Here is a 20,534-nt window from a genome sequence, read left to right as displayed (position 1 = left end):
GCCTCAGTCGCGGCGGCCGGTGAGGGCCAGGGTCGTCCCGAGCCCGATCATCATCAGCCCGCCGGCACCGCCCACCCGGCGCAGGCGCGCGGGCGAGGTCGCGAACCAGTCGCGTGCCGAGCCCGCAGCGAGGCCCCAGACGCTGTCGAGCGTCGCGGCGATCACGGTGAACAGCAGCCCGAGCACGAGCATCTGCGTGGCCGGACTCCCCGCGCCGGGGTCGGTGAACTGCGGCAGCAGGGCCACGAACAGCACGAGCACCTTCGGGTTCGTCGCACCGACGAGCACGCCCTGCCAGAAGACGCGGCGGCCGGGTGGGGCACCGGCCCCACCGAGCGCGACGGCGAGGTCTCCGCGGTGCCGCCAGGTCTGTACGCCGAGGTAGACGAGGTAGGCCGCCCCGAGGAACTTGAGCACGGCGAAGAAGGCGGCCGAGGCCGCGGCGACGGCCCCGATCCCCAGCGCGACGGCGAGGACGATCAGCACGACGCCGGTCGTGTTGCCGGCGACGCTGGTGAGCGCCGCGCGGCGGCCGTGCGCGAGGGCGCGGCCGACGATGAACAGCACGCTCGGGCCGGGGACCGCGACGAGCAGGACGCCGGCGAGCCCGAAGGCGAGGAGGTGCTCGAGGGAAGGCACCGCGCCACGGTAGCCCGACGCACCGGCCGACTCACCCGGATTCGGTTCGCTGATCGTCCGGGCCCAAATCGGGCCCACCAGGGCGAAATGCGTGCCGCACGATCAACCCGGCTGATCGTCCGGGCCCAAAACGGGCTCACCAGGGCGAAATCCGTGCCGCACGATCAACCCGGCTGATCGTGCGGCAAGAACGCACACCGGCTCACCACCCGTAGAACACCCGCTCCACCACCGCGCGGGCGCGGCGGGTGGCACGGCGATAGTCGTCGAGGAACACCCCCGGGTCGCCGTCGGGCGGGTAGCCCATCGCCGTCGCCACCGCGGCCAGCTCGCGGCCCGAGCGCGGCAGCTGGTCGCCGGGCTTGCCGCGCACCAGCATGATCGCGTTGCGCGCGCGGGTGGCCATCATCCAGCCCGCGGCCAGCTCCTCGGCGTCGTCGTGGGTGATCAGGTCCGCCTCGGCCGCCTCGCGCAGGCCCTCCAGCGTCGCGGTGGTGCGCATCTCCGGGATGTCGCCCGCGTGCTGCAACTGCAGCAGCTGCACGGTCCACTCGACGTCCGCGAGCCCGCCGTGGCCAAGCTTGGTGTGCGTGGCCCGATCGGCACCGCGGGGCAGCCGCTCGGCGTCGACCCGCGCCTTGATCCGCCGGATCTCGGTGACGGAGGTGGGGCTCAGGCCGTCGTCCGGGTACCGGATCGGGTCGACGAGCTCGATGAAGCGGCGGCCGAGGTCCATGTCGCCCGCGACGGGGCGGGCCCGCAGCAGCGCCTGGGTCTCCCAGGCCTCGGACCAGCGTGCGTAGTACTCCCGGTACGACGTCAGCGTGCGGACCAGGGGGCCGGACCGCCCCTCCGGCCGCAGATCCGCGTCGATCACCAGCGCGGGATCCGGGCTCGCGCTGCCGAGCTGGCGGCGGACGGTCTCGACCACGGTCGTCGCGAACTTGGCGGCCTCGTGGTCCGAGGCACCGTCGAGAGGCTCGCAGACGAACAGGACGTCGGCGTCGCTGCCGTACCCCAGCTCGCTGCCACCCAGCCTGCCCATGGCGATCACGGTGAGCCGGGCCGGGGGCGTCGCACCGCCGAGCGCCCGCAACGCGGACGCGAGCACACCCTGCAGCACCGCGGCCCACACCGCCGACAGCCCGCTGCAGACCTGCTCGACGTCCATCTTGCCGAGGAGATCCGCGCACGCGATCCGCAGCATCTCGTGCCGCCGGGCCGAGCGGGCGGTCGTCGCGGCGGCATGCGGGTCGGGCTGGCGGCCGACGGCCGTGCGCAGCGTCGCCGCCGCATTGGCCGGGTCCCGGATCAGTTCGTCGCGCTGACCCGTGACCGGCGCGGCGAGCAGCCGCAGCACCTCGGGAGCGCGCACGAGCAAATCCGGGACCAGCGCGGACGTCCCCAGCAACCGCATGAGCCGCTCCGCTACCAGCCCCTCGTCGCGCAACAGGCGCAGGTACCAGGGAGTGGTGGCGAGGGCCTCGGAGACGCGGCGGTAGGCCAGCAACCCGCGGTCCGGATCCGGGGTGCGGGCGAGCTCGTCGAGCAGCACCGGCAGCAGCGCCTTCTGGATCGACGCCGCGCGCGACACCCCGCCGGTGAGCGCGCGGAGGTGGTGCAGCGCGCCCTCCGGCGACACCCAGCCCAGCGCCCCGAGCCGGACGGTAGCGGCCTCCGCGGAGAGGCCCGCGGCGGACACGCGCGACGCCGCGTCGAGCAGCGGCCGGTAGAACAGCTTCTCGTGCAGCCGGCGCACCCGCCGGGAGTTGCGGCGCCACTCCTCCAGCAGCACACCTACCGCGTCGTGGCGCCCGTCGGCCCGGAGCTTGGCCGAGCGGGCCAGCCAGCGCAGGGCGTCCGTGTCGTCCTCGGCGGGCAGCAGGTGGGTCCGACGCATCCGGTGCAGCTGCAGCCGGTGCTCGAGCAGGCGCAGGAAGCGGTACGACGCGGCGAGGTTGGCACCGTCGTCACGCCCGACGTAGCCGCCGCTCGCGAGCGCGGCCAGCGCGTCGAGGGTCGTCGGCGACCGCAGAGCGGGATCGGCGCGGCCGTGCACGAGCTGGAGCAGCTGCACGGCGAACTCGACGTCGCGCAGTCCGCCCCGGCCGAGCTTGAGCTCGCGGTCGGCGTGATCGGGACGAACGTGCTCCTCGACGCGGCGGCGCATCGCTTGGACGTCCGCGACGAAGTCGGGGCGGCCCGCGGCGGTCCACACCATCGGCGCGACCGCCTCGGCGTAGGCCTTGCCCAACTCGGGGTCGCCGGCCACCGGCCGGGCCTTCAGCAGTGCCTGGAACTCCCACGTCTTGGCCCACCGCTTGTAGTAGGCGACGTGCCCGTCAAGGGTGCGGACCAGCGCGCCCTGCCGGCCCTCGGGCCGCAGGTTCGCGTCGACGGGGAAGCACGCCTCCCCCGCGATGCGCATCATCCGGCTCGCCAGCCGGGTGGTGCCGGCGTCGGCGGGTTCGGCGACGAAGACGACGTCGACGTCGCTGACATAGTTCAGCTCCGCGCCGCCGGTCTTGCCCATGGCGATCACGGCGAGCCGGCCCGGGTCCGCCGCGCCGTCGGCCTCGGCCAGCGCCACCGCGAGCGCCGCGCGCAGGGCTGCGGTGGCGAGGTCCGCGAGCTGTGCCGCGACGTCCTCGAGCGGAAGGATCGGCAACGACGGCTCGCTGACGGCGGCGAGATCGGCGGCGGCCAGCGCGAGCATGTCGTCGCGGTACGCGGTCCGCAGGGCGTGGACCGCCTCGCTGTCGGTCACGGCCGCGGCGGCACCTCCTTCGGCGCCCGCGAGCGGGGCGGCGGGATCCGCGCCGACCGCCGCGAGGAGCGTGGCGGTGCGGGTGGCGACGTCGGTGCACGGGTCCGGGGCGGCGGCGGTGAGCCTGCGCCAGCGGTCCGGGTGGGTGACGAGGTGGTCGCCGAGGGCGGTGGAACCGCCGAGCAGGGCGAACAGGCGCCCGCGGAGTACGACGTCGCGGCGCAATGCGGCATCGCAGTTCTTCCACGTGCGCGCGTCCGCCCCGGCGAGGCGGTCCACCGCGCGCAGGGCGAGGTTCGGGTCGGGGCTGCGCGCCAGCGCCCACATGACGTTCTCGGCACCGGGTGCGGGCTTGTCGTCGGCCCACCAGCCCAACGTCGTGAGGATCTCCTCGGCACGCGGGCCGGTCAGCCCGAGCCGGGCGAGCGCGTTGGCGCGGCGGCCCGACGACACCCGCCCCGGCGGCGCTCCCGGGCTCCCGGCTCCCGACGCCACGTTGCGCTCCCCCGCCACCACAGCCCGATCCTGCCAGCCGGAGAGCGGGCGCCGCGACGGTCACCCGGGCACGAAGCGGAGTTCGCCCCCGGCACACGAAGTCGAGCACGGTCAGCACGCCGGTGTGGCGCCCGTCGGCCGACCGGCCCGGCGCCACGCGCCCGGCGTCACGCCGTGCGCGGTGCGGAAGCGGCGGACGAAGTAGCCCGCCTCGCGGTAGCCCACCCGGGGTGCGATCTCGGTGACCGTGAGGCCGGTGTCGGCGAGCAGCCGCCGGGCCTCCCGCATCCGCCGCTCGGTGATCCACTGCTGCACCGTGCGGCCGGTGCGCCTGCCGATCGCCGTGGTGAGGTGCCCCGGCGTGAGCCCCACAGCGCCGGCGATGTCGCGCAGCGAGATCGGCTCGTGGAAACGGTCGTCGATCAGATCGAGCACCGCGGCGAGCAGCGGCTCGACCTCCGGCGCGGCCGGGCCGCCCGACTGCAGGCGGCCGAGCCGCACGAGCAGCAGCGCGAGATGGGCACGGGCGGCGTCGGCGTAGCCGTCGCGCCGGTTGCGCAGTTCCGCGTCGAGGTCGGTGAGGTGGGCGAGCCAGGCCGCGCGGTCAGCCGGAGGGACGTGCAGGCACTGCCCGCCGCTGCGTGGGCTGCCGACGAACGGCGACAGCAGCGGATGGGTGCGCCAGGAGACCAGGGAGGCCGGGGCGGCGGGGTCGACGGCGTCGGCCGGGAAGAACACGACCCACATCCGGACCGTCTCACTGCCGGACGACCGGGCCGGCGTGACGACGACCCCGGGCGCCACGACGAACGCGTCGCCGGTGGTCAGCAGCCGGTCCCGGCCGTCCACCCGGAGGACGTGGTCGCCCTCCTCGAGGTAAAGGAGCACCAGGAAGTCGTGGGCATGGCTGCCGGACACGGGCACGGGCAGGGGGTCGTGCGGGTGCTTCCAACGGTGCACGGAGATCGCGGGCAGCCCTGCGGTCCGCGGGTAGCCGATGAGCGGGACATCGGCAGATCGTCCCATCACGGGCACGGTTCGTTCCTTGTCGCACCTCGCTGCCGCAGGCATGCTCGAATCATCACCCGAACTTCGTATCACAAGGAGGAGGCTCCGTGGCCGACGTCGAGGAGCGCGAGTACCTGCCCGCGATGGGGCGTCAGGCGTTGACACCGCTCTACGACCCGCTCACCCGGCTGTTGGGCGTGCGCGATGCGCACTGGCGCCTGGTCGCCCAGGCCGGCATCGAGCCCGGCGCCACCGTCCTGGAGATCGGCTGCGGCACCGGCAACGTGCTGCTGCTCGCGGCCCACGCCGTGCCCGGCGCGACGCTCATCGGTCTGGACCCGGACCCGGCTGTGCTGGCCGCCGCCGGTCGGAAGGCGCGGCGGGCGGGGGTGACGCTCCGGCTCGACCACGGCTACGCCGACCGGCTCCCCTACCCCGACGCCAGCGTGGACCGCGTGCTGTCGTCGTTCATGCTCCACCACCTGCCGAAGGACCAGCAGCGCGAGGCGCTGCGGGAGGTGCACCGCGTGCTCGCGCCGGGCGGCCGCCTGCACCTGCTCGACCTCGACGGCAGCGCGCCGTCGCGGGCGGGCCGGCTGCTGCGCGTCGCGCACGTCCACCGCGACGAGCCGCACGGGCACCAGCACGGGCAGGGCCACGGAAAGGGACACGGAAAGGGACACGGAAAGGGACACGGACACGGCGACCGACCGGGCCCGCACGCGCACGCCGACCCCGACACTGCACTCGCCGCGCTCCGGGAGGCCGGCCTGACCGAGGCGGCTGTGGTCGCCCACGGCGCCATGCCGATGGGCGGATACAGCTACTACCGGGCGACCCGCTGACGGCGTGCCGCTACTGCAGGTGCCACCCACCGGGGCCGGCGAGTGACGTCGCCGCCTCCGGCCCCCAGGAACCCTGCGGGTAGCCCTGCACATCCGGCCGATTCTCCAGCAGCGGAGCGAGCACGCGCCACGTCGCCCGGAGCCCGTCGCTGGAGGTGAACAGCGAGCGGTCGCCGACGAGGACGTCGCGGAGCAGGGTGGCGTACGCCGGGAGGTCCGGACCGTCGCCGTCGGCCAGCGGCAGCGGGGCCGCCCTGGTGGTGAACGCGAGGTCCGGGCCCGGCTTCTTCGTCACCACCGAGATGTCGAGCTCCCCCGAGCCTTTCAACGACAGGCTGATCGCAGTCGGCGGCACGTCGTCGACCGGGCCGGCGGCCGGCGGCTCGAGCACGAGCGTCACCCGCTGCTCGGAGACGGCGAGACGCTTGCCGGTGCGCAGCAGGAACGGCACGCCGCGCCAACGATCCGTGTCGACCCACATCCGCGCCGCGATGAACGTGTCGGTGTCGGAGTCGTCGGCGATGCCCTCGACGTCGCGGTAGCCGTCGTACTGGCCGAGGACGACCTCGTCGGGGTCCAGCGGGCGGAAGCAGGCGATCACCGACTCGCGGGCCTCGAGCAGGTCGCCGGCCCCCAGCGACGGCGGCGGCTCCATGGCGATCTCGGCGGCCACCTGGAACAGGTGCGTGACGACCATGTCCAGCGTGGCGCCGGTCGCGTCGTAGAACCCGGCACGGTCGTCGATGTCGAGGGTCTCGGGCACGTCGATCTGCACCTGCCGGACGCCGCGGTTGCACCAGACGTCGCCGATGATCGCGTTCGTGAACCGCAGGACGTGCAGGTTCTGCGTCGCCTCCTTCCCGAGGAAGTGGTCGAGGCGGTAGACCTGCTCCTCGTCGAGGACGCCGTGGACCACCTGCTCGAGGTGGTCGAAGGCCGACGGGCTCGTGCCGTAGGGCTTCTCGAACACCACCCGCCCGCCCTTCGCGAGGCCGTGGGCGTCGAGCGCCTGCACGTAGGGCTCGAACGTCGTGGGCGGCAGGGCGATGTAGTGCACGAGCAGCGCGTCTTCGCCCACCTGCTCGCGCGCCCGCGCGACGGTGGCAGGCAGGTCGCCGGGGTCGTCGACGGAGAAGCCGTTGCCGGCGAACATCAGATGGCCGTCGACCGCCGCGTAGGCCTTGTCGTCGTCCAGGACGTCACGGACGTGGTCGGCGAACCAGGCGTCGTCCTCGTCCTTGCGGCCGTTGCCGATGAGCACCCACTGCTCGGGCATCAGGTCGTTCACGGCGAGGGCGGCGAAGGCCGGCAGCACCATCCGCCGGGCGAGGTCACCGGTCGCACCGAACAGCACGAAGATCGTCGGCGGCATGCCCCGACCCTACGCGGAGCGCAGATCAGCCGCCGATCTCGTGCGTGCGCTGCTCGCGCAGGGCGCGCAGGTGCACCGCGGCCCAGGTGCGGAACGGCCGCCAGCCCTCGGAGACCTCGGCGACCGGGCGCCCGTAGCGCTCGGTGACCTCGTCGTCGAGCCGGCGTTCGTGGGTCGGCAGGCCATTCGGGGCGTTGGCGCCACGGAGGACCGCCAGCTCCGCGGCGAACGGCCCGAGACCCTTGACCTCCTGGACGGTCGCGACGGCCTCCTCGGGCTCGACGGCCCGGAGTGCTGCGCCGTCGAGCCGTCCGTCGAGCGCGGCCTCGGCGACGGCGCGCAGGTACTCGGCCTTGCGCCCGGGCAGGTCGAGGTCGAGGGTCCGCAGCGCGTCCGGGGCCGGGAACGCGCCGTCGTCGCCGTGGCGGCGGACGAGGGTGTCGCGCAGGTGGGCGGCCTGGACGATGCGCAGGCGCTGGGACAGCACCGCCCAGGCGGCCGCCTCGTACGGCGAGTGGAACCCGCAGGGACGCAGCCCGGGAAGCCGCTCCTGGGCGTCGGCGATCACGGGATCGCGGCGGCCGACGTCGGGCCAGCCGCGGGCGTCGACGTCGAGCGAGAGGAACCGGCAGGTCTGCGTCGCCGCCGCGTCGAGGTCGCCGTCGCCGGTGACGACGAACCGCGCCTCGTCCCCCTGCTGGACGACCTCGACCGCGGCGCGGCTCCAGTCGCGCTCGACGCGGAACACCGTCCGCAGGGCGTCCCCGTCCGCCGCGGCCAGCGCGGACGGGGTGAAGCCCTCCCAGAACACCCTGCTCGTGGCGAGCGACCACGGCCCGCGAACCGCGACCGTGGTCTCGTGACGGCCCACGTCTCTAGAGGACCGGCAGGTACGTCGCCAGCTCGTAGGGCGTGACGTGGCGGCGGTACGCGTCCCACTCCGCGCGCTTGTTGCGCAGGAAGAAGTCGAACACGTGCTCGCCGAGGATCTCCGCCACCAGCTCGGAGTGCTCCATCGCCACCAGCGCCTCGTGCAGGTTCTGCGGCAGCGACTCGTAGCCCATCGCGCGGCGTTCGGTCTCGGTCAGCGACCAGACGTCGTCCTCGGTCGGAGGGGCGAGCTCGTAGCCCTTCTGGACGCCCTGCAGCCCGGCACCGAGGATCACGGCGTACGCCAGGTACGGGTTGCAGGCGCTGTCCAGGCTCCGGATCTCCACCCGGCGCGTCGAGGACTTGCCCGGCGAGTACATCGGCACCCGGACCAGGGCAGAGCGGTTGGCGTGCCCCCAGCAGATGTTCGTCGGCGCCTCGCCGCCCACGATCAGCCGCTTGTAGGAGTTCGCCCACTGGTTGGTGACCGCGGCGATCTCCCTGGCGTGCCGCAGCACGCCGGCCACGAAGGCCTTCCCGGTCTCCGACAGCTCGTAGGGGTCGTCGGGGTCGTGGAAGGCGTTGCGGTCACCCTCGAACAGGGAGAAGTGGGTGTGCATCGCCGAGCCCGGGTGCTCGGTGAACGGCTTGGGCATGAACGACGCACTCACGCCCTGCGTGATCGCGACCTCCTTGACCACGTACCGGAAGGTCATGATGTTGTCGGCCATGGTCAGCGCGTCGGCGTAGCGCAGGTCGATCTCCTGCTGGCCGGGGCCGCCCTCGTGGTGGCTGAACTCGACGGAGATGCCCATCGACTCCAGCGTCTCGATGGCGTTGCGCCGGAAGTGCGGGGCGACGTCGTGGCTGGACTGGTCGAAGTAGCCGCCGCGGTCTGCCGGCTCGGGCGGCAGGCCGTCGCCCTTGAGATGGCGCAGCAGGTAGAACTCGATCTCGGGGTGGACGTAGCAGGTGAAGCCGGCCTCGCCGGCCTTGCTCAGCGCGCGCCGCAGCACGTGGCGGGGGTCGGCCCACGACGGCGACCCGTCGGGCATGGCGATGTCGCAGAACATGCGGGCGGAGTAGTGGTCGCCGGTCTCGGTCGACCAGGGCAGCACCTGGAACGTCGACGGGTCGGGCCGGGCGACCATGTCCGACTCGTAGACGCGGGCGAAGCCCTCGATCGCCGACCCGTCGAAGCCGATGCCTTCGGCGAAGGCCCCTTCGAGCTCCGCGGGCGCCACCGCCACGGACTTGAGGTAGCCGAGCACGTCGGTGAACCACAGCCGCACGAAGCGGATGTCGCGTTCCTCGAGCGTGCGCAGCACGAACTCCTGCTGGCGATCCATGGCCGCGAGCCTAGGAAGGCCGTGTTACGAACTTGTTTCGTCGAGGATCGGACCAGGTCAGGGCGCGAGTCGGCAGGCGGTCCCGCTCGCCGGGACGGTCAGGTCGACCAGGTAGGCCGACACCGCGTCGTCGACGCACGCGCTCCCGGACAGCACTGCGCCGTGCTGCTCGCCCTCGACCCGCAGCAGGGTGCCGCCCAGCGCCTTGGCGAGGTCGACGCCCGCCGCGTAGGGCGTGGCCGGGTCGCCCGTCGTCGAGACGACCACCGTCGGCGGCAGCCCCGCGACGTTCGGCGTGTGCGGGGTGCTGGTCGGCGGGACCGGCCAGAACGCGCACTTGTCGCGAGCGGCGACGACCCCGCGCCCGGCGTCGCGGTACGGCGCTGCGGCCAGCTCCCGGGCCGCGCCGTCCGCGATCGCGGCGGGATCGGTGATCCGCTGCTCGTCGACGCAGCTGATCACGTCGAACGCCTCGATCGCGTTGCCGTAGCTGCCGTCGGCGCGCCGGTCCAGGTAGAGGTCGGCGAGCAGCATCAGGATGGTGCCGTCCCCCTTGGCCAGCGCGGAGATGCCCTGGGCCAGCGCAGGCCACGCCGACGACACGTACAGCGCCTGCGTGACGCCGGTGATCGCGTCCGGGTAGGTGAGCTTGCGCGGACCGACGGCCAGCGGCCGGTCGACGAGCGGGCGGGTGATCGCCTGGAAGGCGGCGGTCGCCTTGGCCGGGTCCGCACCGAGCGGGCAGTCGCCCTGCTTGGCGCACTCGGCGGCGAAGGCGTCGAACGCCTGCTGGAACCCCGCGGCCTGGGCGACGGACCGCTCGACGGTGGTCTGGCTCGGGTCCAGCGCGCCGTCGAGCACCAGCGCGCGGACGTTCTGCGGGAAGTCCTCGGCGTAGGTCGACCCGAGCCGGGTGCCGTAGGAGTAGCCGAGGTAGGTGAGCTTCTGGTCGCCCACGGCGGCGCGCAGGACGTCGAGGTCACGGGCGGCGTCACGGGTGCCGACGTTGGCGAGGACGGCGGCGCCGACCCGGTCCGTGCAGCGCTGCGCGTACTGGCGGTTCTCCTCCTCGGTCTGCGCGACGCCGGCCGGGGAGGGGTCGACGTCGAGGTCGCCGCGCTCGACCTCCCACTCGGCGTCGGTCAGGCAGTCGATCGTGGGCGTGCTGGCGCCGACACCCCGGGGGTCGAGGCCGACGACGTCGAACCGCTTCGTCAACGGCCCCTCGGCACCCTCGCCGCTGCCGAACAGCGACGGCACGGCACTCATGCCCGACGCGCCCGGGCCTCCCGGGTTGACCACGAGCGACCCGATCTTGTCGCCGGTGGCCTTGAGCCGCAGCACGCCGAGCTGGGCGGTGGGCCTCGCCGGGTCGGCGTAGTCGAGCGGAACCTCGAGCCGGGTGCAGTCGTAGCGCTTCTCGGCGAAGGCGGCCTTGTCGTCGGGGCCGGCGAACGAGGCGCAGGGCCCCCAGGTGAGCTTCTGCGTGTAGAAGCGCGTCAGCCCGGCGGGAACCGCGTCGACGCTCGCCGGGGCGGGCGCCGCGCTCGCGTCCGCCGCCACCGGCACCGCGGGGGCGGGCGAACTGCAGGCGGTCAGGACCGTCAGCGCCGCGGCGAGGAGCACAAGAGCGGTCGGACGACTGCGGCGCACAGCGCCAGCATGCCAGCGCACCGGCGCCCGCCGTCGGGCGCGCTGCGGCACCCGTACCCGCGAGTCGGCACGTTGTGCTGCGCAAATGCATCATCCGGGGCCGCGCGACGTGTGCCGAAACGTGACCTTCGCGCTTCCGGACCAAGGCGGTGGGTACTCCCCCGATCGCCGCTTCCGCAGGACCGCGGGGCCGCCCTCGGGCAGACTCCGGTCCGCTCCGCCCACCGACCAGAAGGGACCGCGGTCTCGACCATGCCCGACAGCCCGGACTTCCGTTCGCCCTACCGGCACGGCTTCGTGCGCGTCGCCGCCGCCACCCTGCGCACCGTCATCGGCGACCCCGCCGCGAACGCGGCGTCCGTGCTCGCCACGGCACGGGAATGTGCCGACGAGGGCGTCGGGCTGGTCGTCTACCCGGAGCTGACGCTCACCGGTTACTCGATCGAGGACATCCTCCTGCAGGACACCCTGCTCGACGCGTCCGAGGCGGCACTCGCCGAGGTCGTCGCCGGCTCCGCGGACCTGCTGCCGGTGCTCGTCGTCGGCCTGCCGGTCCGCGGCCGCAACCGGATCCACAACGTCGCCGCCGTCGTGCACCGCGGCCGGCTGCTCGGCGTCGCACCCAAGTCGTACCTGCCGAACTACCGCGAGTTCTACGAGCGCCGCCAGATCGGGCCGGGCGACGACCTGCGGGGCACGATCCGCCTGGCCGGAGCGGAGGTACCGTTCGGGCCGGACCTGCTCTTCACCGCCGAGGACGTGCCGTCGTTCGTCCTGCACGTGGAGATCTGCGAGGACATGTGGGTGCCGGTGCCGCCGAGCGCCACGGCGGCGCTGGCCGGGGCGACGGTGCTCGCGAACCTCTCGGGCAGCCCGATCACCATCGGGCGGGCGGAGTCGCGCTGCCTGCTGGCGCGGTCGGCGTCGGCGCGGTGCCTGGCGGCGTACGTCTACTCCGCCGCGGGCGAGGGCGAGTCGTCAACCGACCTGGCGTGGGACGGCCAGACGATGATCTGGGAGAACGGCAAGCTGCTCGCCGACACCGAGCGGTTCCCGAAGGGCCCGCGGCACAGCGTCGCGGACGTCGACCTCGACATGCTGCGCGCCGAGCGGCTGCGGATGGGCACGTTCGACGACAACCGGCGCGCCTTCACCGAGCGCACCGACCGGTTCCGGACCGTCGAGTTCCGTCTCGACCCGCCGGGCGGCGACCTCGGACTGCGCCGCAGCCTCGAACGGTTCCCGTTCGTGCCGTCCGACCCGGCGCGACTGGAGCAGGACTGCTACGAGGGCTACAGCATCCAGGTCTCGGGCCTGGAGCAGCGGATGCGGGCGATCGGGCAGCCCAAGCTGGTCATCGGCGTCTCCGGCGGCCTCGACTCGACGCACGCGCTGATCGTCGCCGCGCGGGCGATGGACCGGGAGGACCGCCCCCGCAGCGACATCATCGGGCTGACGCTGCCCGGGTTCGCCACGGGGACGCGGACCAAGGGCAACGCGCTGCGGTTGATGCAGGCCCTCGGGATCACCTACGAGGAACTCGACATCACCGAGACCGCGCGGCTGATGCTGAAGAACCTCGGCCACCCGTTCTCGTCGGGTGAGCCGGTCTACGACGTCACGTTCGAGAACGTGCAGGCCGGGCTGCGCACCGATTACCTGTTCCGCGCGGCGAACCAGCGCGGCGGCATCGTCCTGGGCACCGGCGACCTCTCCGAGCTGGCGCTGGGCTGGTGCACCTACGGCGTGGGCGACCAGATGTCGCACTACAACGTCAACGGCGGGGTGCCCAAGACCCTGATCCAGCACCTGATCCGCTGGGTGGCCGGCACCAAGCAGTTCGACAACGAGGTCAACGAGGTCCTCCTCGACGTCCTCGACACCGAGATCACGCCCGAGCTGGTGCCGTCCGGCGAGGACGAGGAGGTGCAGAGCAGCGAGGCGAAGGTCGGCCCCTACTCGCTGCAGGACTTCACGCTGTTCCACGTGCTGCGCTACGGCTTCCGGCCGAGCAAGATCGCGTTCCTCGCGTGGCACGCCTGGCACGACCCGGAGGTCGGCGGCTGGCCGCCGGGTTTCCCGGTCGACGAGCGGCCTTCGTACACGCTCGCGGAGATCAAGCACTGGCTCGCGGTCTTCGCGCAGCGGTTCTACGAGTTCAGCCAGTTCAAGCGCTCGGCACTGCCGAACGGGCCCAAGGTCAGCCACGGCGGCTCGCTCTCGCCGCGCGGCGACTGGCGGGCCCCGTCGGATCTGCCTGCCCGGATCTGGCTGGAGGAGATCCGTACCCAGGTGCCCGACGCGTAATCGCGTCGTGACGTCCGTCCCAGGAGGCCGCGATCCGGGGGCCTCGGGTGTCACGCTTTTGCTGTCACCACCTGACGACCCGGGGACCCGACGAGGGCCTCGAGGGAGGACGGACAACGATGTCTGACGGAAGCTTCCACGCGCCCGCGACCGCTGATCGAGCACCTGCCGACGAGGTTGCGCCGCCGTACCGTTCCGGGGCTCCTGCCCCCGTGACGACCGGCAGGCCCCCGACCACGAAGACACGGCGCACCCGGATCCACCATCTGCGCGAGCTCAAGGAGCGCGGCGAGCGCTGGCCGATGCTCACCGCGTACGACGTCTACACCGCCGAGATCTTCGACGATGCCGGGATCCCGGTGCTGCTCGTCGGCGACTCGGCAGCCAACAACGTCTACGGGTACGCCAACACCCTGCCCGTGACGGTCGACGAGATGATGCCGCTGGTCAAGGCCGTGGTGCGCGGGACGAAGAACGCGCTCGTCGTCGCGGACCTGCCCTTCGGCAGCTACCAGATCGGCCCCGAGCAGGCGCTGACCACCGCCATCCGGTTCATGAAGGAGGGCGGGGCGCACGCCGTCAAGGTGGAGGGCGGGGCCCGGTTCGTGCCGCAGGTCGACGCCCTGGCCGGATCGGGGATCCCGGTGATGGCGCACCTCGGGTTCACGCCGCAGAGCGAGCACGCGCTCGGCGGGTTCCGGATCCAGGGCCGCGGCGACGCCGGTGAGCGGCTGATCGAAGACGCGCTGGCGCTGCAGGCGGCGGGGGCGTTCGCGGTCGTGCTGGAGATGGTGCCCGCGGACGTCGCCAAGCGCTTGACGGCCGAGCTCGTCATCCCGACGGTCGGCATCGGCGCCGGTCCCGACTGCGACGCGCAGGTGCTCGTCTGGTCCGACATGGCCGGCATGAATCGGGGCCGCAAGCCGCGGTTCGTCAAGCCGTACGCGGACGTGGGCTCGATCCTCTTCGACGCGGCCCGCCAGTACGCGGCCGAGGTGCGCGGCGGGGAGTACCCGGACACCGAGCACTCCTACAGCTGAGCCCGCCGTATCTCGCCGGACCCGGGCGCGGCATCGTGTCGCGCCCGGGTTCCGCGCGAGTCGGTACGTTCAGCAGTCCGAATGTGGCGTTCCACCAGTGCCCGCAACCTGACATTCGCGCTGACGAACGTGCCGACTCGCGCTGACGAACGTGCCGACTCGCGCTGACGAACGTGCCGACTCGCGCTGACGAACGTGCCGACTCGCGGGATACGGGCGGCGCGGTCAGGGGCGGCGGAGGCCGGCGACGGTGTCGCCGGCGTCGTAGCGGGCGAGCATCGCGCGGGCCGGGGACTCGTTGCGGTCGAAGCGGGCGCGCAGGGAGTCGATGCGCGCGGAGTCGGCCGGGCGGCCAGCGAGGGCCGTGGCCGCGGCGTCGAGGGCCTGCTCCGCGCCCGCTCTCAGCGCGGGGTCGCCGTAGCCGACCCGGGCCGCATGCCGGTGCAGCGCCGTGTCCGGGGTCGTCCGGCGCTGCGACAGGGTCGTGTCCAGCACGAGCCCCGTCAGCAGGCTGAGCAGCTCACCGTAGAGCGCGGCATCCAGGCAGGAGTCGAACGCCTTGAACTCCAGGCGGCCCACCTCCGGCGGCAGCCGCGCGCGCTGAGTCAGCGACGGCTCGGCAGGCACCTGCGGCACCCCGTCGGCCAGGAACGCCAGGGCGGCGGGGCGGGCTCCGGTGCGCAGAGCGGTGCGGGCCGACAGCCCACCCCACGGGCCGCCGTCGCGGAACGGCGAGGAGAACGACAGCGGCACCAGGTACGGGCTCAGCGCCGTGAGCTTGCGCGCGGCGTCGACCAGCTCGTCCGGCGTCGACCCCGCCCACGACAGGTTGAGGTCGGGCCCGTAGGTGACCATGTGCAGGTGCGCCGTGCGTTCCTCGGGCGTGACCCGCCGGTGCCTCCGCTCCCAGGCGTTGAACGCCGGCTCGACGACGTACTCCGAGTGCACCGGGTTGAACCCGATCGCCGTGACACCGAGGCCCCGCGCGGCTGCGGCCATGTCGAGCCGCTGCTGGTCGGCACGGAGGGCGGCCACGGCCGCCTCCACCGAGGGGTGGATCCGCGTCCGGATCTCCAGACCCTTCGGGACGCACCACAGCAGGGCGCCGTGCTCGTCGAAACGCTCGTAGCCCTCGACGTACCAGCGCTTGCGCTTGATGCCGGCGTCGCCGACGCGCAGGTCCGCCAGGTCGGCCGGGTCCTCGGGCAGCGCGTCGACGATGTCCTGCAGCTCGTCGAAAGTGGTGTTGGTGAAGTCGGCGAACGACCCGTCGGGACGCAGCAACGCGCACTCGTGCTCGATCCCGTACCGGAACCGCGTCACCGGCCTGCGTTGAAGGCGATGCGCCCCGTGACCGGGTCGGCCTCCTCCAGCCGCACCCGGGCCGTCTCCCCCGGCCGCCGCACGCCGGCGCAGCGGGCGATCACGGGCGGGTCGAGCACGTAGACCTCGCCGGCACCGTTGTCGGTCGCCGCACGGAGCACCACGGCGTCGAAGTCCGACCCGACGCGGTCCACCAGGAGAGCGGCCTCGGTCCGATCGACGCACGCCCGGGTGACCGCATTGGCCACGGCGTCGGATGCGGCCATCGTCTCGGGCAGGCCGGGCAGGGCGGCGCGCAGCCAGTCGGGCACCGCCGTCCCGGCCGTGAGGGCCAGGCACAGCTCCGTTCCGAACCGGTCGACCAGCCTCCGCAACGGCGCGGTGACGTGCGCGTACGGCCCGCCGATCCCCGCATGTCCCGCATCGGCGGGCGGCGGGGCGCCGGCGGCGGTGTCGAAGGCGGTGTAGCCGGCGCCCCGGAGCAACGACGTCGCGGCCCGGCGCAGGGCCAGGGCGGCGGGCGTGTCGCGGGGCAGCCCGGACAGCAGCTCGGCGGCCGTCGCGCCCGTGGGCCAGTCGATGCCCAGGCCCCGTGCCACCGCGCGCAACGCCGTCACGGAGTCGGGCTCCGCGGCGGGCAGGGTGCGCAGCACGCCGATCCCCGCGTCGAGCATGATCCGCGCCGCGGAGATGCCCGTGAGGAGCGAGATCTCGGCGTTCCAGTCCTCGACGGGAGTGCGGCGCCGGACCTGGACGGTCCACCCGCCGTCTGTCGTTCCACCCGTGTCGGCTGCGCGCACGACCTCCTGCTCCGGCAGCTCCAGCTCGATCGCCCCGCGGCGGACCGCAAGCGCGCGGCGCAGCGCCCCGACCTCGGGGAGGGCCGCGATCGCCGGGTGGATCTCCCCGGCTTCGACGGCGGCCTGCACGCTGGCGTAGTCGAGCCGGGCCCGCGACCGGACCACCGCCCGGCGCACGTCGACGGACACCGGCTCGCCCTCGCCGTCGAGATCGATCCGCCACAGCACGGCCGCGCGCGGGCCGTCCGGCAACAGGCTGGCGGCGTCTTCGGACAGCACGGGCGGATGCAGCGGAACGGCGCCGTCGGGCAGGTACACCGTCTGCCCGCGACGGCGCACCTCGGTGTCCAGCGCCGCGCCCGGCATGACGACGGCGCCGAGGTCGGCGATGGCGTAGTACACACGGAAGCCGGCGCCGGAGCGGACCACCCCGAGCGCCTGGTCGAGGTCCTTGGACCCGGGCGGGTCGATCGTCACCAGCTCGACGTCCGTGGCGTCGAGACGATCAGGGCCCGCGACGGGGCGGACGGCAGCTGCGGCAGCCGCCTCGGCGAGCACGGCGGGCGGGAATCCGTCGGGCAGGCCGAACTCGGCACGCACCGCCGTGAAGTCCGGGATCACAGCCATGACGGTAGCGCCGGCGGCCGCTTCCCCTCGGCGGTACGCAGATCGCGGCCCTTCGAGCGGCCGAGCAGCCAGGCCGCGAGCTCCGCCGCGGGCCCGCGGACCTCGAGCGGGTCGGGCCCCTCCCCCACGGTCCACGTCCGCGACTCGTCGGAGGGCGCGAGGATCAGCCGAGGGAAGTCCGGGCGCGCCCCCAACGTGCCCGCGGCGTCGGTGAGCAGCTCGCGCAGCATCGGGCGGGGCAGGTCGGCGAACGAGGCGCCGGCGTCGAGATCGATGGCGTGGATCCACACCTCGCGCGCCCGCAGCCACAGCAGGTCGGCGGCCAGGATCCGGCGCCCGCGGAACTCGACGCGCGCCGACCACGCCTCCTCCGGCATCTTCCGCACGGCGGCCGCGAGCCGGTCCGACGACGCGAGGAGGTCGGCGCGGATCTCGGCGGGAGGGCGCTTGGCGCCGGCCTCGATGTCCGCGTTGCGCTGCTCCATGCTCGCGTAAGCCGGGGTCGGGACCCCGGTGCGTGCCCAGGTGAGCAGGTTGATCAGCGCGTCCGCGTTGCGGGCGACGTGGGTGAGCAGGTGGGCTCGGGTCCAGTCGGGCAGCGACGACGGCTTGGCGAAGGCGTCGTCGCCCATCCTCGTCATCATCCCGCGCAGATGCGCGGCGCCGTCGGCCGCCCAGGGCAGCGCCTGCTCGACGGTGGGTGTCACGGTCGTGTCCCCGCAGCTGCGTCCGCAGGAAGGTCCCGAGCTCCCTCCGCCCGGCAGACGTTGCGGCAGCTGCCGATCCCGGCGATCTCGGTGACCACCTGCTCGCCGTCGGCGAGGTAGCGGCGCGGGTTGCGCGCGTGGCCGACCCCGCCGGGGGTGCCGGTGGCGATGACGTCGCCGGGCCGGAGCGTGAGGATCGTGGACAGGTAGACGACGAGGTCCAGAACGCCGAAGACGAGCTGGCCGGTGTCCGAGCGCTGGTAGGTCTCCCCGTCGATCACCGTGCTGATCTCCCAGGGGCCGTCGGCGAGCTCGTCCGGGGTGACCAGGTGCGGCCCGAGCGGTGTCGTCCGCTCGAAGGTCTTGCCCTGCAGGAACTGGGAGGTGCGCATCTGCCAGTCGCGGACGCTGACGTCGTTCATCACCGTGTAGCCAGCGATCGCGGCCTCGGCCTGCTCGCGGCTGGCGTGCCGGACCGGCTTGCCGATCACGATCGTCAGCTCGGCCTCGTAGTCGACCGACTGCGACACCGCGGGCAGGACGATGTCGTCGTAGGCGCCGATCAGTGCCGGCGCGAACTTGCCGAAGATCGTCGGGTAGGCCGGGGGCTCGTTGCCCATCTCGGCGATGTGGTCGGCGTAGTTCTGGCCGACGCACATGATCTTCTCGGGCGCCGGGACCAGCGGGGCGTAGTCCAGCCCGTCGACGGCGTGGACGGGTCCGGCGGCGGCTGCGGCGTGCGCAGCCCAGTCCGGGCGATCCAGCAGCGCGCGGAGGTCCGCGTCGCCGGTCTCGACGGCCTGGGTCCCGTCGATGCGGACGGCGCGGGTGCCGGTCGCGGTGCGGATCGTCGCGAGCCTCACCGGACACCACCCGCAAGGGTGGATGCGCAGACGGTCGGCGGCGGTGGCACGGTCACGTCCCGCAGTCTGCCTCCGTCCGGGCGGGTCGCGTCCACCGGGCACCGCTGGCCGGAAGAATCAGATGTCGGGAAGCCGGTGTGCACGGGCATCCGGTGACCCCGGTCATCACGGCGCTGACCAGCGGCTCCGTATCGTCTTGTCGGTGCCCTTCTCCCACACCGACGTGCTGCCCCTGGGCGACGACACCACCACCGAATACCGCTGCCTCGACCTCCGGCCCGGCGAGCTCGTCGACGTCCCCGCACTCGGCCGCGCGTTCCTGCAGGTCCCGCCGGAGACGCTGACCGCGCTGGTGCGCACGGCCGTCGACGACATCTCCCACATGCTCCGGCCTTCGCACCTCGCGCAACTGCGGGCGATCATCGACGACCCCGAGGCGTCGTCCAACGACCGCTTCGTCGCGACGGACCTGCTCCGCAACGCCTGCGTCTCCGCGGGCGGCGTGCTGCCGATGTGCCAGGACACGGGCACGGCCATCGTCGTCGGCAAGCGCACCGAGACCGTGCTGACCGGTGGGAGCGACGAGGAGGCGATCTCCCGGGGGATCTTCGAGGCCTACGAGCAGCTGAACCTGCGCTACTCCCAGATGGCCCCCACGTCGTTCTGGGACGAGCGCAACACCGGCTCGAACCTGCCTGCACAGGTCGAGCTGTACAGCGTGCCGGGCGACAGCCCCCGCTACGAGCTGCTGGTGATGGCGAAGGGCGGCGGCTCGGCCAACAAGACCTTCCTCTACCAGGAGACGAAGGCGCTGCTGAACCCGAAGCGGCTGGCCGCGTTCCTCGACGAGAAGCTGCGCTCGCTGGGCACCGCGGCCTGCCCGCCCTACCACCTGGCGATCGTCGTGGGCGGGATGTCGGCGGAGTTCACGCTGAAGGTCGCGAAGCTCGCCTCGGCGCGCTACCTCGACACCCTGCCGACGTCGGGCTCCGCGCTCGGGCACGCGTTCCGTGACCGCGACCTCGAGGAGCAGGTGCTGGAGCTGACGCGCGGCTTCGGCATCGGCGCGCAGTTCGGCGGCAAGTACTTCTGCCACGACGTCCGGGTGATCCGCCTGCCCCGGCACGGGGCGTCGCTCCCGGTCGGGATCGCGGTGTCGTGCTCGGCGGACCGGCAGGCCAAGGCGAAGATCACGCCTGACGGCGTGTTCCTGGAGCAGCTCGAGCGCGACCCGGCACGGTTCCTGCCCGACGTCACGGACGAGCAACTCGACGAGGCGGGCGACGCCGTCCGCATCGACCTGAACCGGCCGATGGCCGAGATCCGCGCCCAGCTCTCCGCGCTGCCGGTCAAGACCCGCGTCGCGCTGACCGGCCCTCTGGTGGTGGCCCGCGACATCGCCCACGCCAAGATCGCGGAGCGGCTGGAGGCGGGCGAGGCGATGCCGGCCTACCTGCGCGACCACCCCGTGTACTACGCGGGCCCGGCGAAGACGCCGGACGGCTACGCGTCGGGCTCGTTCGGGCCGACGACGGCCGGGCGGATGGACTCCTACGTGGAGCAGTTCCAGGCCGCGGGCGGCTCGTTGGTGATGCTGGCGAAGGGCAACCGCAGCACGCAGGTCACCACCTCGTGCGCCACCCACGGCGGCTTCTACCTCGGGTCGATCGGTGGTCCGGCGGCACGCCTGGCCCAGGACTGCATCCGCTCGGTGGAGGTGCTGGAGTACCCCGAGCTGGGCATGGAGGCGATCTGGAAGATCGAGGTAGAGGACTTCCCCGCGTTCGTCGTGGTCGACGACAAGGGCAACGACTTCTTCGCGGAGACCCTGACGCCGACGCTGCAGCTGGGCTTCCGCAGGTGAGGTCG

General features: G+C 73.3%; 15 protein-coding genes. 4 read left to right on the top strand and 11 right to left on the bottom strand.

Annotated features, from left to right (window positions below; translation table 11 throughout):
- Positions 1–3 precede the first annotated feature (3 nt).
- The 3 genes from RM445_RS10230 to RM445_RS10220 all read right to left on the bottom strand — a co-directional run bounded on the left by RM445_RS10230 (position 4) and on the right by RM445_RS10220 (position 4,927).
- On the bottom strand, positions 4–639 hold the full coding sequence (locus RM445_RS10230) for a LysE family translocator (RefSeq protein WP_311555927.1): 636 nt from the start codon (positions 637–639) through the stop codon (positions 4–6).
- Between the two features lie 202 nt (positions 640–841).
- Positions 842–3,859 (bottom strand): bifunctional [glutamine synthetase] adenylyltransferase/[glutamine synthetase]-adenylyl-L-tyrosine phosphorylase, encoded by a 3,018-nt coding sequence (locus tag RM445_RS10225; RefSeq protein WP_311556024.1) that lies wholly within the window; start codon positions 3,857–3,859, stop codon positions 842–844.
- A gap of 153 nt (positions 3,860–4,012) precedes the next feature.
- Positions 4,013–4,927 carry a helix-turn-helix transcriptional regulator gene (locus RM445_RS10220; RefSeq protein ID WP_311555926.1) on the bottom strand — a complete coding sequence of 305 codons (915 nt, stop codon included), beginning with the start codon at positions 4,925–4,927 and terminating at the stop codon, positions 4,013–4,015.
- 89 nt (positions 4,928–5,016) lie between these two features.
- Between RM445_RS10220 and RM445_RS10215 the strand changes: the two genes are divergently transcribed.
- Positions 5,017–5,754: a class I SAM-dependent methyltransferase gene (locus RM445_RS10215; protein ID WP_311555925.1), complete on the top strand. Its 738-nt coding sequence runs from the start codon at positions 5,017–5,019 to the stop codon at positions 5,752–5,754.
- Positions 5,755–5,764: 10 nt separating this feature from the next.
- Here the strand turns inward: RM445_RS10215 and RM445_RS10210 are convergent, their stop codons facing one another.
- Genes RM445_RS10210 through RM445_RS10195 form a run of 4 tightly spaced genes read right to left on the bottom strand, consistent with a single transcriptional unit; the run spans position 5,765 to position 10,998 of the window.
- A complete protein-coding gene (locus RM445_RS10210; protein ID WP_311555924.1) occupies positions 5,765–7,126 on the bottom strand; it encodes a glucose-6-phosphate dehydrogenase in 1,362 nt (453 codons plus the stop codon).
- Positions 7,127–7,151: 25 nt separating this feature from the next.
- A complete protein-coding gene (locus RM445_RS10205) occupies positions 7,152–7,997 on the bottom strand; it encodes a DNA-3-methyladenine glycosylase family protein (protein WP_311555923.1) in 846 nt (281 codons plus the stop codon).
- A gap of 4 nt (positions 7,998–8,001) precedes the next feature.
- Complete coding sequence (gene glnA, locus RM445_RS10200; RefSeq protein ID WP_311555922.1) at positions 8,002–9,345, bottom strand: type I glutamate--ammonia ligase; 1,344 nt, start codon at positions 9,343–9,345, stop codon at positions 8,002–8,004.
- 57 nt (positions 9,346–9,402) lie between these two features.
- Complete coding sequence (locus RM445_RS10195; protein WP_311555921.1) at positions 9,403–10,998, bottom strand: alpha/beta hydrolase; 1,596 nt, start codon at positions 10,996–10,998, stop codon at positions 9,403–9,405.
- A 252-nt stretch (positions 10,999–11,250) separates the two neighbouring features.
- On the opposite strand from RM445_RS10195, the gene RM445_RS10190 reads away from it, so the two are divergent.
- Together RM445_RS10190 and panB are read left to right on the top strand one after the other, a co-directional pair.
- On the top strand, positions 11,251–13,305 hold the full coding sequence (locus tag RM445_RS10190) for an NAD(+) synthase (protein WP_311555920.1): 2,055 nt from the start codon (positions 11,251–11,253) through the stop codon (positions 13,303–13,305).
- Positions 13,306–13,424: 119 nt separating this feature from the next.
- A complete protein-coding gene (gene panB, locus RM445_RS10185; protein WP_311555919.1) occupies positions 13,425–14,345 on the top strand; it encodes a 3-methyl-2-oxobutanoate hydroxymethyltransferase in 921 nt (306 codons plus the stop codon).
- Between the two features lie 225 nt (positions 14,346–14,570).
- Here panB and RM445_RS10180 read toward each other — a convergent pair whose 3' ends face one another.
- From RM445_RS10180 to RM445_RS10165, 4 genes are read right to left on the bottom strand one after another with little or no spacing between them, the layout of a single operon-like run.
- Positions 14,571–15,668, bottom strand: a complete 1,098-nt coding sequence (locus tag RM445_RS10180; RefSeq protein ID WP_311555918.1) for a glutamate-cysteine ligase family protein — start codon at positions 15,666–15,668, stop codon at positions 14,571–14,573.
- Positions 15,665–17,095 (bottom strand): RNB domain-containing ribonuclease, encoded by a 1,431-nt coding sequence (locus RM445_RS10175; protein WP_311555917.1) that lies wholly within the window; start codon positions 17,093–17,095, stop codon positions 15,665–15,667. Before RM445_RS10175 ends, RM445_RS10180 begins: the two co-directional genes overlap by 4 nt.
- Positions 17,086–17,802 (bottom strand): maleylpyruvate isomerase family mycothiol-dependent enzyme, encoded by a 717-nt coding sequence (locus RM445_RS10170; protein WP_311555916.1) that lies wholly within the window; start codon positions 17,800–17,802, stop codon positions 17,086–17,088. The genes RM445_RS10175 and RM445_RS10170 overlap by 10 nt, the downstream gene beginning before the upstream one ends.
- Complete coding sequence (locus RM445_RS10165) at positions 17,799–18,665, bottom strand: fumarylacetoacetate hydrolase family protein (protein ID WP_311555915.1); 867 nt, start codon at positions 18,663–18,665, stop codon at positions 17,799–17,801. Before RM445_RS10165 ends, RM445_RS10170 begins: the two co-directional genes overlap by 4 nt.
- A 196-nt stretch (positions 18,666–18,861) precedes the next feature.
- Between RM445_RS10165 and RM445_RS10160 the strand changes: the two genes are divergently transcribed.
- Entirely contained in the window at positions 18,862–20,529 is a 1,668-nt protein-coding gene (locus tag RM445_RS10160; RefSeq protein WP_397469269.1) for a fumarate hydratase, read from the top strand.
- The last annotated feature ends 5 nt before the right edge of the window (positions 20,530–20,534 follow it).

The organism is Pseudonocardia charpentierae (assembly GCF_031845345.1).
Lineage (GTDB): Bacteria > Actinomycetota > Actinomycetes > Mycobacteriales > Pseudonocardiaceae > Pseudonocardia > Pseudonocardia charpentierae.
Note: the sequence above shows the minus strand (reverse complement) of the source record. Positions and strands in the feature narration are given on the sequence as shown.

Excerpts from the sequence above, each read along its gene's own strand:
- glnA (WP_311555922.1), bottom strand. The coding sequence starts at position 9,345 with ATGGATCGCCAGCAGGAGTTCGTGCTGCGCACGCTCGAGGAACGCGAC.
- panB (WP_311555919.1), top strand. The coding sequence starts at position 13,425 with ATGTCTGACGGAAGCTTCCACGCGCCCGCGACCGCTGATCGAGCACCT.
- RM445_RS10190 (WP_311555920.1), top strand. The coding sequence starts at position 11,251 with ATGCCCGACAGCCCGGACTTCCGTTCGCCCTACCGGCACGGCTTCGTG.
- RM445_RS10220 (WP_311555926.1), bottom strand. The coding sequence starts at position 4,927 with ATGGGACGATCTGCCGATGTCCCGCTCATCGGCTACCCGCGGACCGCA.
- RM445_RS10210 (WP_311555924.1), bottom strand. The coding sequence starts at position 7,126 with ATGCCGCCGACGATCTTCGTGCTGTTCGGTGCGACCGGTGACCTCGCC.
- RM445_RS10175 (WP_311555917.1), bottom strand. The coding sequence starts at position 17,095 with ATGGCTGTGATCCCGGACTTCACGGCGGTGCGTGCCGAGTTCGGCCTG.